General features: G+C 41.9%; 12 protein-coding genes. 2 read left to right on the plus strand and 10 right to left on the minus strand.

Annotated features, from left to right (window positions below; translation table 11 throughout):
- Positions 1–196 precede the first annotated feature (196 nt).
- The 9 genes from JKG61_RS09740 to JKG61_RS09780 form a co-directional block, all read right to left on the minus strand.
- Entirely contained in the window at positions 197–1,960 is a 1,764-nt protein-coding gene (locus tag JKG61_RS09740; protein WP_202102779.1) for a DUF4091 domain-containing protein, read from the minus strand.
- Between the two features lie 21 nt (positions 1,961–1,981).
- Positions 1,982–3,493: a RagB/SusD family nutrient uptake outer membrane protein gene (locus JKG61_RS09745; protein WP_202102780.1), complete on the minus strand. Its 1,512-nt coding sequence runs from the start codon at positions 3,491–3,493 to the stop codon at positions 1,982–1,984.
- Between the two features lie 10 nt (positions 3,494–3,503).
- Complete coding sequence (locus JKG61_RS09750) at positions 3,504–6,845, minus strand: SusC/RagA family TonB-linked outer membrane protein (RefSeq protein WP_202102781.1); 3,342 nt, start codon at positions 6,843–6,845, stop codon at positions 3,504–3,506.
- Between the two features lie 127 nt (positions 6,846–6,972).
- The gene (locus tag JKG61_RS09755) at positions 6,973–8,025 is read right to left on the minus strand and encodes a FecR family protein (protein ID WP_202102782.1); all 1,053 of its coding nucleotides are present in this window, start codon (positions 8,023–8,025) and stop codon (positions 6,973–6,975) included.
- Between the two features lie 79 nt (positions 8,026–8,104).
- Entirely contained in the window at positions 8,105–8,650 is a 546-nt protein-coding gene (locus tag JKG61_RS09760; protein WP_202102783.1) for a sigma-70 family RNA polymerase sigma factor, read from the minus strand.
- 261 nt (positions 8,651–8,911) lie between these two features.
- Complete coding sequence (gene pdeM, locus JKG61_RS09765) at positions 8,912–9,556, minus strand: ligase-associated DNA damage response endonuclease PdeM (RefSeq protein ID WP_202102784.1); 645 nt, start codon at positions 9,554–9,556, stop codon at positions 8,912–8,914.
- Positions 9,556–12,003: a ligase-associated DNA damage response DEXH box helicase gene (locus tag JKG61_RS09770; RefSeq protein WP_202102785.1), complete on the minus strand. Its 2,448-nt coding sequence runs from the start codon at positions 12,001–12,003 to the stop codon at positions 9,556–9,558. The genes pdeM and JKG61_RS09770 overlap by 1 nt, the downstream gene beginning before the upstream one ends.
- A complete protein-coding gene (locus JKG61_RS09775; RefSeq protein WP_202102786.1) occupies positions 11,987–13,588 on the minus strand; it encodes an ATP-dependent DNA ligase in 1,602 nt (533 codons plus the stop codon). The genes JKG61_RS09770 and JKG61_RS09775 overlap by 17 nt, the downstream gene beginning before the upstream one ends.
- Entirely contained in the window at positions 13,585–14,583 is a 999-nt protein-coding gene (locus JKG61_RS09780) for a ligase-associated DNA damage response exonuclease (protein WP_202102787.1), read from the minus strand. The genes JKG61_RS09775 and JKG61_RS09780 overlap by 4 nt, the downstream gene beginning before the upstream one ends.
- Positions 14,584–14,789: 206 nt before the next feature.
- Here JKG61_RS09780 and JKG61_RS09785 point away from each other — a divergent pair, with 206 nt between their 5' ends.
- Positions 14,790–15,152 carry an MliC family protein gene (locus tag JKG61_RS09785; RefSeq protein ID WP_202102788.1) on the plus strand — a complete coding sequence of 121 codons (363 nt, stop codon included), beginning with the start codon at positions 14,790–14,792 and terminating at the stop codon, positions 15,150–15,152.
- Positions 15,153–15,288: 136 nt separating this feature from the next.
- Positions 15,289–16,563: a DEAD/DEAH box helicase gene (locus tag JKG61_RS09790; protein ID WP_202102789.1), complete on the plus strand. Its 1,275-nt coding sequence runs from the start codon at positions 15,289–15,291 to the stop codon at positions 16,561–16,563.
- 94 nt (positions 16,564–16,657) lie between these two features.
- On the opposite strand, the gene JKG61_RS09795 is transcribed toward JKG61_RS09790, so the two are convergent.
- A complete protein-coding gene (locus tag JKG61_RS09795) occupies positions 16,658–17,245 on the minus strand; it encodes a phosphatase PAP2 family protein (RefSeq protein WP_237249425.1) in 588 nt (195 codons plus the stop codon).
- Positions 17,246–17,316: the final 71 nt, after the last annotated feature.

The raw sequence follows: 17,316 nt of genomic DNA on the forward strand, positions 1-17,316 counted from the left end.
TTGACAGCTAAACAGAAGCTGTACACTGCGCCGAATATACGCACATGGTGTTCACTCATCATTTAATCATTATTATGCTTTTATTAATATTTAATGTTTTTTTGCTTTGCTTATCTTCCAGCTACAGACTGCATACAAATGAAAAATCCCCTTAGTAAGTACCAAGGGGATTTTTAAAGCTTACTTGAAACTGAAACTAAAATGTATTTAATTCCTGTTGTGCTTTATCCACAAAATAATGAGCGTTAGTTTGATCTAAGGACTCTATCTTGAAGGTACCAATAATCTGCTGTAGCCTTCGTAATTTGTCCTGATCGCCATTCTTTTCAAATTGATGGCGTAATACTTGTACTTTCTCAAAGTCCTGGATACCTTCACGTAGGCGTTCAAAACGAATAGATGTCCGGTTACCAGGGTAAACAAAAAAACAATCCCCAGCAGGAAATACGCTGTAGCGGGAGTCTTGTGTGGGATTGGCATTCCAATTGTTATAGTCCCAACGTAAATATCCATCGAAATTATTATACAACGCATGCCAAGGTAACCAAGCTAGATCAGCATATTCTGAAGATGTAAATGTATTAGGAAATATTTCTGTACATGAGGTATAAAAAGTTGAAATAAATCCTTTTTCTCTGCGCTCTTTGACCACATCAAAAGGCATACGGTTTGTGGATGATATACAATAATCTGTAAGATATGCCTGTAGCTCTTCATGATAATTGCCAGCCATAGAAATTTTAAAATTAGGGTCTGCTTCTTTTATAACTTTAATTGCAGCCTGCATGTGTGCCGATGGCCGTTCATCCATAGCTATCATTGTCTTTTCAAACCACCCTTTATGTTTTAGATGCGTCGCAAAGGCAGATAGCATTCTTCTCCAGTACGCAGCATACTCTATTGATTCTGGACTGGCTTTAAACAGTTTATTCTCTCTTGTAGCCTCATCATAATAGGTAAACTCAAGTGTCCAGGGTATCATACCATAGGCGTTTATCTGTTTGTCAATTCCAAGCGAAATCATAAATTCAACCCAGCGATCGAATACATCGAAATCATATCTCCAGTTTCCATCTTTCTGTTTTATCCATTTAATCATTCCACCATAGACATCGTAGGTTTGAGATTTCCAAGGGTCATGGATCAACGTACTGGTGATAACTTTCTGTCCTGCTGAAGCCAGACGTTCGTAAACAGGCTTCATAACATCAAAATGTGCTTTTGACCAAAGTTTAACCCCAGCCACACGGGCATCGCTATATGGATTTTGCCATAGGTCTAAATGAAAACTCCATTTTTTGCTATCTGGCAATATATGCTCTAAAACGGTAATTTCAAAAGGAAGCCTTTGTTTATAACCTGTAGCTTTGACTATTAATGCCCCTCTGTAGACTCCAGCTTCTGTATCTCTGGAGATATTAATGCTAAGCCATATTGGTCGTGTCGTCGAATCAGCGATATTGTAAACGGCTGCATCATCAATGATATCGGCCCGCAATGAAGAATCCAATTTGATCCTGATATCACAGCCTTGCTTTAGATCTCCCAGATCACTCGTCATCACATAACGCACAAAATTTGCTTTTATATTGTTATTGCCGATCTTTTTATTGGAATCTTTCCTCTTTAAATCACTGACCTGTAGTTCTACATTACTCAAGCTTTTTTTACTATACAATACAAGCTGTGTATGTATACGCTCCCCCTTCCATGCTCTCTTCTCCCAAGTAGGCTGAAGATCCGCAATTGATGGTGCAGAAGATTTCTCATAATGTGTATTGACTGAACCGAATCCGACCCCTATGTCTGGCTTCACTAAGTCCCAAGACAGCCGGTTCCGTACTTTTGGATCGTTCAGTTCTGGAAGCTCCTTTTCGCTGTGCTCTTGTGCAAAAGCCAACTGATCAACCACGAAAAGAAAAAATACTAATACTATAATTTTCAAATCAGTTTTTAACATACTATACATCTATTTTGATATCTACCAGCCCTTATTATTCTCTTTTATTAACGGATTCGTCTGTATCTCTTTAGCTGGGAGAGGCAGGTAATAGTGACGCTGATCAAAGTTTGCAAACCGCAGCGGATTCTGTGCTTTTAATTCCTGCTCCAAAAGCCCCCATCTCCGCAAATCATAGAAACGCTCACCTTCTTTGAAAAACTCAATGGCACGCTGATGGACTAATTCGTGTTTAAGAGATACGAGATCTTTATCACCACCATAAGGGGGAAGATTACCACCGCGCATGCGTACCTGATCAATATACCCGACTGCGGCAGAGGCGTCTTTTAACTCGATTTCAGTCTCAGCAAGCAACAATATGACGTCAGCATAGCGCATAGCCCGTTCGTTAATAAAAGAGGGTTCTGATTCCACCTCTTGGGTCCGTGTCTTGGAATTCTGTGATTTTAGAATCCAATACTGTTTTAACTCCGCAGCATTGAGAACATCTTGTATTGGCTTTTGATAATACATACAACCTGGATAATCCCAGGCAACAGAGACTAGTGCCCGATAATCATAAGTCCCATCAACGCGTTTCTCTTTCCAGAATATATCCATCATTTTTTGGGTAGGCTGAGCTTCAAACCAACCTCCCACACTACCTGCTGCATATTCTACGGCTATGGTTGTCGATTGTGCCGAATTTGCCGTTTCTCCATTATCCCATATATCTGAACCACCTACAGGCTCGTACAATATCTCAAATATACTTTCCTCATTATTTTCATGCTCTTCATCAAAATTCCAAGCATAATCTTCTACCAGTCTATAGGTGTAAGGCGCTTTGGTCAAAGGGAGTAAGGTTTGTCGTGCTTCTTCCCACTTTTTCATATAAACATATACTTTGCCTAAATAAGCATAGGCAGTCCCCTTAGTAGGTTTGCCTTTGGTATTTTTCAACGGCAACAGATCTGCTGCTGCTTTAAAATCGTTTACAGACTGGTTGTAGACGTCCGATTGGGGAGATTTTTCTTTAGGAAAAGTCGCTGGTTCCTGTGATGCATTCATCCGGATAGGGACATCGCCAAATTCCTTTGCCAATTGAAAGTAATACATGCCACGGATAAACAGGGCTTCAGCGCGTATATTGGCCACAAAATCATCAGAAAAGCCCTTCCCTTCTATTTCCTGTAATACCGAGTTTGCTCGATATATAGCGTTGTAAAACTGATAGAATATATTTTGAGCTACAGCATTATATGCATCATTAGTAAAACGATGCATAGCATAAATCTCATTAATATCATTTCTAAATTCGATATCATCTGCTCTGGATATACGGGTCATTAAACCCCGCGTCCCATAGTATCCACCATTCCAGTTCTTCAACGGTGTATAACACGAATTTATCGCTAGACTAAAATCGGCTTCAGTCTTCCAAAAGGTTTCAATAGTGACGCTATTGGGATTGACCAAATCAAGCTTGCTTTCGCACGAAAAGAGTAAAGCTGAAATGGTTGCTATGGTAAAATATTTATATAATTTCATGACTAATCTATTAAAATGAAAGATGTGCACCAAACATAAAAATGCGATTGATTGGATAAACGAAGTTGTCAAAACCCCGCGAAGTAACACTACCTCCTCCATCAATATCGGGGGTAAATCCAGAATAACCTGTTATCGTCCAAGGATTTTCTATACTCGTATACAAACGTAGTTTTTTTATACGCTCTCTGAATAACGAGGCTGGTAGCGTGTAACCTACCTGTACATTACGTAACCGAAAAAAGTCACCTTTCTCTAAATAACGATCCGATTGTGGCCGTGAATTCTGATTTGGATCATCCCACACCAGTCTTGGTATAGTTGTATTGGGATTTTCTGGTGTCCAATAATCAAGTACCGTACGGAGATAATTTGTACCTTTATTAACACCTTCGAGTTCCAGACGGGTGCCATTATAAATTTTATTACCTAAAACAGCCTGCAGTCCCAATAGCAGATCAAAACTATGGTAACTTGCATTAAAATTGAGACCAAATGATGATGATGGCAATGGACTTCCCATGTACACTCTATCGTCGTCGGTGATCTTGCCATCTCCATTGCTGTCCACAAATCGAATGTCACCAGCTTTGGCATTTGGTTGTATTAATGAACCATTGGAAGAGTGTGCACTTACCTCCGAATCATTCTGAAAAATACCTGCTGTAGGGATCAACCAGAAACCTCCAATAGGATATCCCGCCAAAGTGCGTGTAGTAGCAACATTGGTCCGGTTAGTTCCTCCATGGATTATTTGATCTTTTTCTCCCATAGCTACAACACGATTGGTCAATACATTTCCCGTAGCGGTAATACCATAACTAAAATGTTCGGATGGACGTTCATTCCAATTCAAAGAAAATTCGACACCCTTATTCTGTATTCTACCAGCATTTACAACAGGATCATTCGCACCACCGGTTGATATTGGAATAGGTACAGTAAGCAAAATATCTTTCGTATTCTTTACATAGTAGTCTGCAGTAACACCTAGTCTATTCGATAACATCGTCATATCTATTCCGATATTGGTCATAGCAGTTTCTTCCCAACGGATACTCGGATTAGCGAATTCTTTTGGAAATGCTCCTAATAGCAATCCACCATTTCCATCCGGATAATTGATATTGGAAGTCACAACAGAGCTATACATATAGTCCGCAATCTCCTGATTGCCAAGCACACCATACCCCCCTCTGAGTTTCATTTGATCCAGGAAGTGTACTTTTTTCATAAAAGATTCCTGCATCACGTTCCACCCCAGCGAGAATGAAGGGAAATGACCGTATCGGTTATCTTTATTAAATTTAGATGAGCCATCTCTACGATAGGTCGCCGTCAATAAATAACGGTCATCATAAGAATAAAATGCTCTGGAGATAATAGAAGTTAGCGCACTTTCATTGGAGTAAGCATTATTTAAGCGATCCTGTGTAGCTGCCCCGACTTCATAAATACCTTGTGGCAGACCACGACCGGAGGCCATAATATACCTTGACTGAAAGTTTTGGTAGGCATAGCCGACCATCGCTGTAACCCTGCTCTTTCCAAAATTTGCTTCGTAATTTAATAGATTTTCCACCAACAGATTTTTCCCATTCGTTCTGTCATCTGATAAACTGGAAATACTATTGTTCCTCAATCCAAAATCATAGACGTTTTCAAAAATGGTATTACGTGCGTAAGAAAAGTCGGGTGTCACATTAAATCGATACTTTAAACCCAAGGGTAGTTTGACTTCCGCATAGAAGTTAAGGAAGATCTTGTTTTCATCCCAAGTCCGTTTGGTTAACTTTTCATCCAGGATACCAAGTGGATTTGGAATATCTGTAGCATCTCCAAAAACTTTTCCGTACCCTCCTCTACTATTGCTCGGGTCATATTGAGACAATGTAGGGATCGATTGCAAGATGATTCCTAAATAACCACCCCGGGCAAAGCCATATAAAGGATTATTCTGTTGAGCTGAAAACAACACATTGCTTCCCATTTTGAACCACCCACGTGTATAATCCGTCTTAAACTGTGCGTTATAGCGCTTATATTCTGTTCCTTTTATGGTGCCATCTTGATTCATATAACCTACGCTCGTATAATAAGTAAAGTTTTGACTTCCTCCTTTTATAGTCGCATTATAATTTTGCATTAATGCACTGCCCATCATAATATGTTGCCAATCATTATCTTCTTTGCTGGAGAGCTCTTCGGCCATTGCTAGAGGAGTCTTTCCTATTGCTGCTCGGGATAGTGTGGTAATACGTGCCCATTCCTCCGCATTTAGCATTTCCATATAACGGGAAGGGCTCTGTAAACCTGTATTTACTGAAGCTTCAATCTGGGGTACGCCATCCGTTTTTGTACCTGATTTTGTTGTAACTATTATCACGCCGTTCGCAGCACGAGAGCCATATATAGCCGCCGAAGAAGCATCCTTAAGAACATCGATACTCTCGACATCGTTGGGATTGATATTGTCCATATTATTCATATATATCCCATCGACGATATACAGAGGATTGACGTTATTCAACGTTCCTATGCCTCGGATAGTAATTCGACTACCTGCTCCAGGGGCACCTCCCTGGGAGACGACGTCTACGCCGGCTATCTTGCCTTGGATCGCTTGACCAATATTCACATTGCTCTGTGTGTTTAACTTGTCTGCAGAAATGTTGGAAACAGCTCCTGTCAAATCTTTTTTTCTTTGTGTACCGTATCCTACTACGACAACCTCTTCCAATTGAGCCAAATCTTCTTTCAGAATCACATCGAGCCTGCTATTGGTATTTGCCGATATTTCTTGTGAAAGATAGCCTAGATAACTAATCTGCAACACTATATCTTGGGTACTAACGACAAAGGAGTACTGACCGTCAGAATTTGTGGAAGTGGCATTGTCCCGTCCTTTTTCTTTAATAGAAACACCAACCAACGGCTTACCGTATTCGTCCTTGACGGTACCTGAAACGATTCTATCTTGACCATTTTTCTTTTTGAGAAGTACCCGATTCGCTCCTAAGGACTCCAAATCGAAATTTTCGGATGCCAATAGAGGCATTAAAAATGCTTTCCAATCTTTATTGGATATATCCAAATTTCGAATCCTAATATCATTGATTGAATTGTCGTGATATACAAATGTAACCTTGGTCTGTTGTTCAATAGCGATAAGTACATTCTTGAGACTGACATCTGTATACCGTAAAGATACAGTCCCTTGTGCTTTCGACACATTGGCTATCGCACCGAAGGTAGAGGATAACAGTAATATAACAATAAACTTGAGCATTAGTAGTCTTTTTAGGCATTTTCTGATAGGCACAGAATGCCCACCTTGTAAGATTTTTTTCATACATTAGATTTAAATTTTAATCAAAAAAGAGCACCTACTTTCCTAGGGCACGGTGCTCTGGGTTAAACTCTGGGTACAGCCGCTCTAAACAGCTGTGCCCTTTTTATTAGATTTACTCCATATTATTTTATTTTATATAAATAGTATCCCTTTTGGTCTCATAATTCAACTTTGCTCCTGTTTTCCGCAGAATATCTAACACCTGTTCGCATTCCGCTTCGTTAAATACTCCCGAAAACTCTTCTTGTTCCAAGGCTGTTGTTTCCAAGATTATCACTTTATTATACCAACGACTAAGCTTTTGCAACATAACCGGAAGTGGATCTCCGTTAAACACAAGCTGGTTATCAATCCACTTAAAATCAACAAGATCCTTGCTTTTAAGATCCATTTTTTTATAGTGGACCTGCATTTTTACTGTTTCTGGCGAAACCTGCTTAATAGGGGAACTATCGGTCGAACTAACCTTGGTTACAATAACACGATCTCCGGGCAACAGCGTATAGTCAGGTTTCTTTTCTCCCTTTACTGTTAGTTTGATTTTACCTTCTATCAGGGATGCCTCCGTCGCTTTGTCTTCTGGATAGGAACGCACATTAAACACAGTACCTAATACCTCGATACTTGTTTGTTCGGTATATACATGTAAAGGCAAATTTTCGTTTCTGGCAACATCAAAATAAGCTTCACCTATTAACAGAACTTCTCGATGGCGCTTACCATAGCCTTCCTTGACACTTAAGGTACTTTCATTATTCAGCCAGATCGATGTGCCATCTATTAGTTTAAAGAATTTTCGTTCCCCCTTTGCCGTCTTCACTACATTCCATTTTCCATCTCTCTGTGGAGCAGCCCCCTTTTTAAAGGTTAGCCACACAAATCCAAAAAGAGCGAGTAACGCAACAATAGCCAATATGGTCTTTATGCTTATACCTTTATGCTGTCGTGGAATATCCTTTGATAGATGCGACAGAGAATTGGGCCTCGTTTTTTCATAAACAAGTTCTGCTTCGATATCGAGATACGGAATCTCCTCGGGAGACTCCAGATAAAGCAGTATGGTTTTTAGGTTATTATTATGCTTTATCTCTTCCTTTAAACAAGAGAGCTCATCGTCAGTCAGATTTCCTTCCAAATGTTTCTGAAGTAAGTCTAGGATTTGCTGTTCGGATAAAGACATAGTTTTAATTCGTTTCTATATACATAGACACAAATCCATGGCAAAATCCCCAATCGAATATTAAATTAATATTATTTTATTATTTCAGATAGTCCCATAGCTTTTTGATGGCGATCTGTATATGTCTATCTACCGTCTTAACAGAGATATTCATTTTCTCTGCTGTCTCTTTATATGTCTTTTTTTCTTCTTTGACATACCTGAAAGCTATCCTTGTCTTTTCGGGGAGTAATTCAATAGCCTGATTAATACGATGTATAGATTCTACCTGGATTAAAATTTCCTCGGGGGAAGAGGTTTCTGATCTTAAATCATTATTTTCCAGTTCATCACTGGAGGTAAATATGGGGATATTTAGCCGGCTTAGATTAAGACACTTATTTTTAACGGCACGCATCATGTACTGTTCGACACGTACAATATGTACGAGATCTGACTCGAGATGCCATATTTTCCACATAACCTCGGAGACTACGTCTTCAGCTATATGTCTATCCTTTAAAAATAAAAATGCATAGTCCCGTAACCGTTTGAAATTATTAATAAAAAAAATCTTAAAAACCTTTTCATCACGATATAGGCCTATAGCAATTTTGTCTTCATCCGAAAGCGGTTTAATGTACATAATATGGCTATATATCGCAATATAAGTATTATCCTATAAAATGCAAATTACATGTAGACCTGTATCTATGAAACAAATGGCTGGAGCAATACCTCGTAGTATATCGCTAAGATATAGTTTAATGCTGGTACAGCATCAACTAAGCGGTTTAATCACTTTTACGTTAATGATATTTGCGCTATCTTATTATATCTTGCTGTTATTTTGTATAATAGTACAGTGGCAACGCGATACGACAGGTGTCACTATAAAAAAAACAAACTATAGAATCTCCAATACTTCATTACCTAGTATGGGGAACAGTCTGTTACTTACTGTTTTTTTTATAATACATACCCCTGTCCACCGACCAAATGCCGGCAGCGTAAGGATATTATCCTGTAGATGGAAACAAGGGAGCTTAAATTTTTGCCTTCCCTTAGCATAGATCTCCGTACCAGGATGTACATGCCCAACAATATTTAACGCTCCAAGAGATACAGGTATGGGCTCATGTGACAGAACAAGATCTTTTTCGATCGTTAGATAATCTACGACCAAAAGAGGTGACTCGCTTAACAGCGTATCGGTAAGAATATCATGATTGCCTTTAGTAAGAATAAATTCTACTGTGGGGAATTCCTGTATGTATTCGATAAATTCGTCCCATTCTCTATTCCATACGGAGTGAAAAAGATCTCCCAAAAACACGACCTTGTGCACGGAGCGCTCTTGCAACAGAATCCCCAACCTATCCAATTCTCTTTGCAGCCGCATACGCGGTACGAATATCCCCTCCTGTCGGAAGTGTCCTAGTTTGCCCAGATGCCAATCCGATAGTACTAATATCTGATATGAAGGTATATACAATACTTTTTCAGCCAACATCTGTAATTCCAATTCACGCCAATACAAGCTCCTTTCCATTATTCGAATTTTCCTTCTAACTGCAATTTTAAGGTTTCCAGCCGACTTTGCCAATCTTCATTACTGTACCGCTCCCTAAAAGACTCTGAAAAGATAGGAAATGCGAAAGGCGTCAACTTTTCGGGGAAGGTCAGCACAATACGGTGACTACTGATGCGATCAAAGGCACGCTGCATCCGTCCTTCCTCCAGCTGAAAATCAAAAACTTCATCATAAGCCTGACGTAACAGAAGATTGTGTGGATCATAATCCTCAAATACGGAGAAGAACAATCCTGCATTGGCCTGTAGATGCTTACTTTTCATCTGCTTTCCGGGATACCCCTGAAACACCAAACCGGCAATACCGGCAATATCTCTAAATCGTCTTCGCGCCATTTCCTGTACATTAATACCTTCCGTAATATCCTTATGCAGGTGTTTGGGAGAAAGCAATTCGGTGATCAACGCTTGGTCGATAGAAAAAGGTGTAGCCGACAGTAGCTCAAAACCATATTCATTACTTGCAATACTGAATGTAACGGGCTGTATCTTTCCAAACCGATATGCCAAAACCTGTGCCACCCCCTCGTGTACGAGTTTACCCTCGAAGGGATAAACAAAAAGGTGATAGCCATATTTAGTATGTATATACTCAACTAACAATTCATCTTCTTGAGGCAATCCAGACCGGTTCTCCTGCTCCTTAAATAAAGGTTGCAGGAATTTGATTTCGTCGCTTTTCCCCGTTCTCTTACGGATATGGCTAAAGCTATGCCGGATAGCGATCCCTAAATCCGGAGATATAGAAAAACGTCCACCCATCCACGAAGGGACCACCCCTGTCCTGCGTGTACTAGGCTTGACGATCGCCTCAATATTTCGAACCTGGATCAGTTCCAGCTGTCTTCCGGAAAACCAGAACACATCTCCTGCTTTCAATCGGGAGATAAATGACTCTTCGATACTCCCCAAGTATTTCCCAGACATAAATTTCACACGCATCATGAGATCAGATACGATAGCTCCGACACTGAGGCGATGTCGCATGGCCAATTTACGACTTTCGACCTTATACAGTCCATCGACCAATACCAAGCGGTGAAAATCAGGGTAAGCTGACAATGACTTACCACCGTGGACCAGCATAGCCATACACTGTGCAAACTCGTCCTCCGTGATACTTTCAAAACAATGCGTCTTTTTGACCTCCTCAAAAACGACATGTGCCTCCAGACCATCCCCTACCGCCAAGGTCGTCAGGTATTGCAGGAGTACATCAAAGCTGCGGATATACGGTATGCGCTGCTCCACGATATGATGTGCAACCGCGTATTTCAGCGAATCACCTTCAATAATCTCCAGCGAATTGGTAGGGACATAGTAAATATGCGAGGTTTCATAAGGGCGGTGTCCCGAGCGGCCGGCACGTTGTAAAAAACGTGCTATCCCTTTGGGGGAGCCGATCTGTACGACACAGTTCACAGGGCGAAAATCAACGCCCAGATCCAGACTACTTGTACACACCACAGCTTTCAGTTTACCCTCATGCAGAGCCTGCTCGACCCACTGCCTGATCTCATCGCTCAAGGAGCCGTGGTGTATGGCCAATAGCCCTGCAAACTCTGGATAGGCCGTAATGATATGCTGATACCATATTTCAGCCTGCGATCGTGTATTGGTAAAGATCAGTGTCGTTCCATAGCGATTCACGATATCGACCACCTTATCCAAGAGTTTGATACCCAGATGGCCTGCCCAAGGAAATCGCTCCAAATTGTCCGGAAATACGGTTTCGATCGATAGTTTCTTCTGTATTTGCGCCCGTACCAATACCCCGTTATGGTCTTTTCCCAACAATATTTCCTGTGCTTCCTCAAGATTTCCGATGGTAGCTGAAACGCCCCATATTTTCAGTTTGGGATTGATGGCCTTCAATCGGCTTAATGCCAACTCGACAAGTACTCCTCGCTTACTGCCCATCAACTCATGCCATTCATCGACCACGATAAACTCCAGGTGCTTAAAATAATCCGCCGCCCCTTTGGATGCTAAGATCAGGTGAACACTTTCTGGCGTGGTGATCAATGCCTGGGGCGGAGATTTACGTTGCTTCTGCCGTTGGGCAATAGTCGTATCCCCTGTCCGCAATTCGATCCGATAATCCAGTTCCAACTCCGCACTCAACTCCTGTGTGGCTTTATAGATTTCTTTCGACAACGCCCGCAGTGGTGTTATCCATAACGCATGCAGCTTTGTTGTTTTAAATTTCTGCTGCTGTCTGCGAAAGTGTTTGTCTTCATAATAATGCTGCAGAATCCCAAACCACAGGGCAAAGGTCTTACCGAAGCCCGTCGGTGCATTCAATAGGCCGGATCTCCCCGTTGCAATGGCTTTCCAGGTCTCCTTTTGAAAACCATGTGGCTGCCACCCTTGATTAAAAAACCAGACCTCAGCTATTGGATTCATGCCTAGCGTTTATCAAATCTAACAAATCCTGCTTGGTGTTCGCTTCCGCCGCAGGCTTATCCTCACGCCAGCGCAAGATCCGCGGAAAGCGGAGAGCGATTCCCGACTTGTGCCGTGAACTCAGGCTGATTCCTTCAAACGCCAACTCGAATACCAGCTCTGGACGGACACTGCGTACAGGACCAAATTTTTCTACCGTATTGCGTTTGATCCATTGATCAATCTGTAAAAGTTCTTTATCTGTCAGTCCCGAGTAAGCCTTAGCAAAAGGGACCAAAGCCCCCCCATCCCACACTGCAAAGGTATAATCCGTGAATAAATTAGCACGTCGACCATGCCCGGATTGCGCATATATAAGTACACCATCTACGGTCATCGGATCCGTCTTCCACTTCCACCAATTGCCCCGTTTACGGCCTACCTCGTAGGGACTATCCTTACGTTTGAGCATCAGTCCCTCGGCCTGTTGCTGCCGGGCTTCGACCCGAAATAGATCTGCCGCTTCCCAACTGTCAAACGTTTTGATCTCCGACAATTTCAATCTATTTTCTACCGGATAGGTCTGTAAGACCTGCTCCAACAGCTCACGTCGTTCGAGCAGCGGTCGATCACGTTGGTCGATACTCTTCCACTCCAGGATATCATAACAGACCATCACTAGGGGTACATCCTCCAGATGCCTTCGGCTTATCTTCTTACGACCGATACGAGTCTGCATCAATTGAAAATCCAATGGTCGCCCGTTCTTCCAGGGAATGATCTCCCCATCCAGGACGGTACCATCTGGCAGTATCGTTTTGAGTTCGTCAAACTCGACAAACTTCTCGGTCATCAAATCCTCTCCCCGGCTCCATACAAATAGTTCGCCCTGCCGGACGATGATCTGTCCACGAATGCCGTCCAGCTTAGGCTCCACAATCCAATCTTCAATCGCTGCACCATCAAAAAAAACAGGATCTACGGGATAAGCTAGAAAAAAAGGATAAGGTAAGAAGTGCTTTTCCTCCAGCAGTTGCTGATGGAACAGGGTATTAAAGCTTTCTTCGAAGGGATCCCATTTGCCCATGACACGGTGCTCGACCACTGCTTCTTCCATAGCCAGATATTCCGAAAGCGCCCTGACCACTAACTTACGCGATACTCCTACTCTGAAATTACCGGTCAATAACTTGTTGAACAGAAACAGACTGGTACCACCAAACTTTTTCCAGTAGGCCTCTATAGCACGTCGCTGTTGCGCAGGAGAATAAGTCTGCATCATCATGATATCCTGCAAAATTGCCCGCAACTTGAACACATCCGAAGCGTGATCCGCAGTGAGCAGCAGTGCAAGCGTCTCCGCCAGATCGCCTACCACATAATACGACTCCTCAAGCAGCCACAATGGAATTTCTGTTATCTCAGCAGCCCATACCCTGAGTTCGGTCGTCTTAACTGGTCTTTTGGGCTTATATCCCATCAATACCGCCACTGTCAGTAATTTTTCAGTTTCATCCGCAGCGTGAAGATAATCCGTTATCGCGGTTACCTTCTCCGAGGTCTTTGTCGTGCTGTCCAGACGTTCAAACAAGGTCGCGAAATTCATCCTTCCTCCTCCATCTCATCGTTATAAAGTGTTTTTAACACCGCGGCCTCTACCTGATATCGTTCGGCTAGCCAACGGGCAAAATTAACTTCATACCCATGCGTTAAGTACACATGGGAGGCTCCGCTCTGTTCCACAGCAATATTTAACTGATTCCAATCACAATGATCAGATAGCGCGAATCCTTTATCCACGGACCGTCTTCTCCGCGATCCCCGCAGCTGCATCCAACCACTGCACATTCCTTCTCGATAAGGCTTAAGCTTCTTCACCCAAGGTGTGTTATTAGCGGATGGTGGCGCTACAATCACCGCGCCTTCCATTGACTGTCTGTCCATATCTGTTGTCATACGTACCCCAGGAAAATGAAACCCTACTTCTTCAAGAGCCTCATTTACATTGGCAACAGCACCGTGTAAATAAATATCCCCAATCGACTTATCAAGATGAGCCAATATATTCTGTGCCTTTCCCAATGAATAACCGTAGAGTACTGTATTATACCCTTGTTGTGCATTAGATTTCCACCAATCATTTATTGCCTGATATAATACCGTTGCTCTTGGAAAACGATAAACAGGCAATCCAAATGTACATTCTGAAATAAAGTGATCGCATAGTAGAGATTCAAACGGCGCACTAACGCCATCCGGCTCCATCTTATAGTCTCCTGTAAATACCCATACCTCTCCTCGGTAGGAAAGCCTGATCTGAGATGATCCAATAATATGACCTGCTGGGTGGAAAGAGACCGAGACACCGTTAATCTCGAAGGGTTCACCATATTCCACTCCTTGTACAGACTGCTCAATGCCTAATCGTAACCTGAGAATAGGAACTGTATGCTGATGGCAGATATAATGCTTCATTCCCCATCGCATATGATCGCTATGTCCATGTGTGATCAATGCGACTTTGACAGGTCGCCAAGGGTCGATATAAAAATCTCCCTGTTTACAGTACAAACCATTTTCATTTATCGTTAGTAAAGCCATAAATTAAGTCTTATCAGCATGCTATCTACTTTATCTATGCTAACAAGCCGACAGCCTTATTGTTTAATAAATGAATTACTTTATTGCGTTCATATTATTACAAATAAAATTAATTATGTTAAATAATAGATGAGCCATAATAGACATGCAAAGAAAATGGAAAAGCGAGCACATTTTTATAACTTTGTATCAAAACTATGTGTACAATGGAAAAAAGATACTGGAGCTTATTGCTCGTGGGCGCTTTATTAGGTACAACTGCTTGTCAGAATGGAAATAAGCAGCAGACCGAAGATCAATCCACAGGGCTTGAAACTCCTATAAAAACAGAGGTGCCGAAGCTGATTATAGATTCTTTGACGGACGACAAAGGCAACAAGTTAAATCTAACATTTGACAATGCTGCTGGTACGGCTACCCTTATTTTTGGCAAGGATACAATCCATATGATACAAGATACTACGGCTTCGGGTATTCAATACAGCAATGAGAACTATACCTTTACGGAGCATCAGGCAGAAGCAATACTTACTAAAAATGGTACTGTAGTATTTTTTAAAAGCAAGTAAGTTCCTTTTTGTATGTGCTTAGAATTCACAACCAAGAAGGTGTTATTTCGTTGGTTATCGGACTAGAATCTCCCATAATCCCAGCAAATATATTTTAGCTAACTTTGTCACTTCGTATACATTTAATAATTCTGCAGTGTCTTTAGATAAATTAAAGCTTAGTAAGCGTCTACACAGATCGATGAATGATCTGGGGTACTTTACAGCAAAAGAATTCCAACTACAAACCCTATCCCGTATCGTGGGGGGCCATAGTCTTATTGGTATCGCACCTGAAGGTGCGGGCAAGACGACCACGTATATACTAGGGGTATTGATGCGCTTGAAATATACACGTGACGAAGCTCCTAAGGTATTGGTATTAGCACCGAACGAAGAGCGAGTCAATGAGATCGTAGATCGATTTAAAACCGTAAGCGCAAATAACGATCTTTATATCATGGGCCTCAAAGCAAGTGGTAGTACGGAAGATGAAATCATAGATTTGGTACGCGGGGTAGATATCGTAGTGGCCACCCCTAATCGCGCGCGGGCTATATACCTCAAATTAGGCCTTAATTTAAACCGTATTCAGACATTTATCATTGATGATGCTGAGGAGATCGTAAAACAGGGTATGTCGACACCTGTAAGAGAGTTGGCACAAAGCTGTGGCAAGGTGCAATACTTGGCTTTCAGCACGGTGGAACATGATAAGCTGCACCACATGATCGATGATTTCATGTCACTGGCTACTGTCGTGGAGGTCGATGAACTGAGCGGGAAGACTACGGACACACATGAGCTCATGCTGTACCATGTCCCCAATTTCACGACGAAGGTCAACTTACTTAATCTCTTGATGCGTGACGAAGAGATTTTTGATAAAGTAGTTGTATTTGTCAATAGCCGACTGACGGCACAAAAACTAAGTCAGAGCTTGCACGCTAAAAAAGGAGAAGTCACGGTGTTGAATCCTTTTTTCCATGATGATGCTGGTATTGATAATATCGATGATTTCAAACAGATACCGGAATGTCGGATTCTGATCGTTGCCAATGAAGGTACCACGGCTATTGATCTGAGCGGAATCCCATTTATATTCCATTTTGAGATCCCCGAAAGTGGAGATGTCTTTATGGAGCATGTCGCAAAGACCAATGAGGATGACGTTATCGCTATCACATTTGCTACTGATCTGGAACTTCCGGCGGTCAAAAAACTGGAACAATCCCTAGGAGAGAAAATACCTGTTGTGCCGCTCCCGGATGATCTAACCATATATAGACCATCGAATGCTCCAAGGAGTAAACCCGAGGTAGATGAGTCCCAAGGAGGAGCTTTTCACCGGAAAAAGGAAAGTAATAGCAAGACATACAATTATGGTGGTGGCGCCAAAGCCAAAATGACAAAGAAGAACAAGAAAAAATAGGGCCTTCCTACAAAAGCCCCCCTGCATTAGTTAGGGTGGCTTTTGTTATTATAATTTCCAATCTATACGAATATTTTTGATAAAAACTCCAAATCTATTTACGTAGCATATGAATCCCTGTCGTCAGACCGCTTCCGAGCAGCGCTCCTGCTGCTATATCGGAAGGATAGTGCACACCGAGGTACATTCTCGAATAGGCTACACTGGAGGACCACACCAGCGAAGGCGCAATAACGTACCACTTGGGATAGGATTGTGAAAGGGAGACTGCTGTAGAAAAAGCAGACGATGTATGGCCTGATGGGAAGGAATATCCGCTAGCTTGGGTCACTGCTACAAAATTGTTATACTTCCGAAAGGGTCGCGCCCGTTTAAAAATTTGCTTGAGTCCATAATTGACCACCGCAGTAATCGCTGTACTGGTGCCTATATATACGGCATTCTGACGCATGGTCTTATCGTCACTGATAGCCCCGGCAGCGAACAGGCCGATGGGAACTCCGATATTTACATAGTTGTTGGCATCGGAGATAGTTCGAAATACCCGGTGCTGTGTCTCGGTACGTGTACGAGCAATATGCCTCAAGGTCTTAATATCAAAATTTTCCTGCGGTAAAACCTCCTGCCCAACTGCTTGTGAAAAACAGGACAGTCCACAAAAAAACAGCAAAAAATTCCTCATCCAGAGCATAAGCGACTATATTAGAATTGAAATATAAACATTTATTGGCAAACATACCAAAAAAGGAAATC

It is taken from the genome of Sphingobacterium faecale (genome assembly GCF_016746095.1).
GTDB classification, from domain to species: Bacteria; Bacteroidota; Bacteroidia; order Sphingobacteriales; family Sphingobacteriaceae; genus Sphingobacterium; species Sphingobacterium faecale.

Coding starts and splice junctions, on each gene's coding strand:
- JKG61_RS09785 (WP_202102788.1), top strand. CDS start 14,790: ATGGAAAAAAGATACTGGAGCTTATTGCTCGTGGGCGCTTTATTAGGT.
- JKG61_RS09780 (WP_202102787.1), bottom strand. CDS start 14,583: ATGGCTTTACTAACGATAAATGAAAATGGTTTGTACTGTAAACAGGGA.
- JKG61_RS09775 (WP_202102786.1), bottom strand. CDS start 13,588: ATGAATTTCGCGACCTTGTTTGAACGTCTGGACAGCACGACAAAGACC.
- JKG61_RS09750 (WP_202102781.1), bottom strand. CDS start 6,845: ATGAAAAAAATCTTACAAGGTGGGCATTCTGTGCCTATCAGAAAATGC.
- JKG61_RS09755 (WP_202102782.1), bottom strand. CDS start 8,025: ATGTCTTTATCCGAACAGCAAATCCTAGACTTACTTCAGAAACATTTG.
- JKG61_RS09745 (WP_202102780.1), bottom strand. CDS start 3,493: ATGAAATTATATAAATATTTTACCATAGCAACCATTTCAGCTTTACTC.
- JKG61_RS09795 (WP_237249425.1), bottom strand. CDS start 17,245: ATGAGGAATTTTTTGCTGTTTTTTTGTGGACTGTCCTGTTTTTCACAA.
- JKG61_RS09740 (WP_202102779.1), bottom strand. CDS start 1,960: ATGTTAAAAACTGATTTGAAAATTATAGTATTAGTATTTTTTCTTTTC.
- JKG61_RS09770 (WP_202102785.1), bottom strand. CDS start 12,003: ATGAATCCAATAGCTGAGGTCTGGTTTTTTAATCAAGGGTGGCAGCCA.
- JKG61_RS09760 (WP_202102783.1), bottom strand. CDS start 8,650: ATGTACATTAAACCGCTTTCGGATGAAGACAAAATTGCTATAGGCCTA.
- pdeM (WP_202102784.1), bottom strand. CDS start 9,556: ATGGAAAGGAGCTTGTATTGGCGTGAATTGGAATTACAGATGTTGGCT.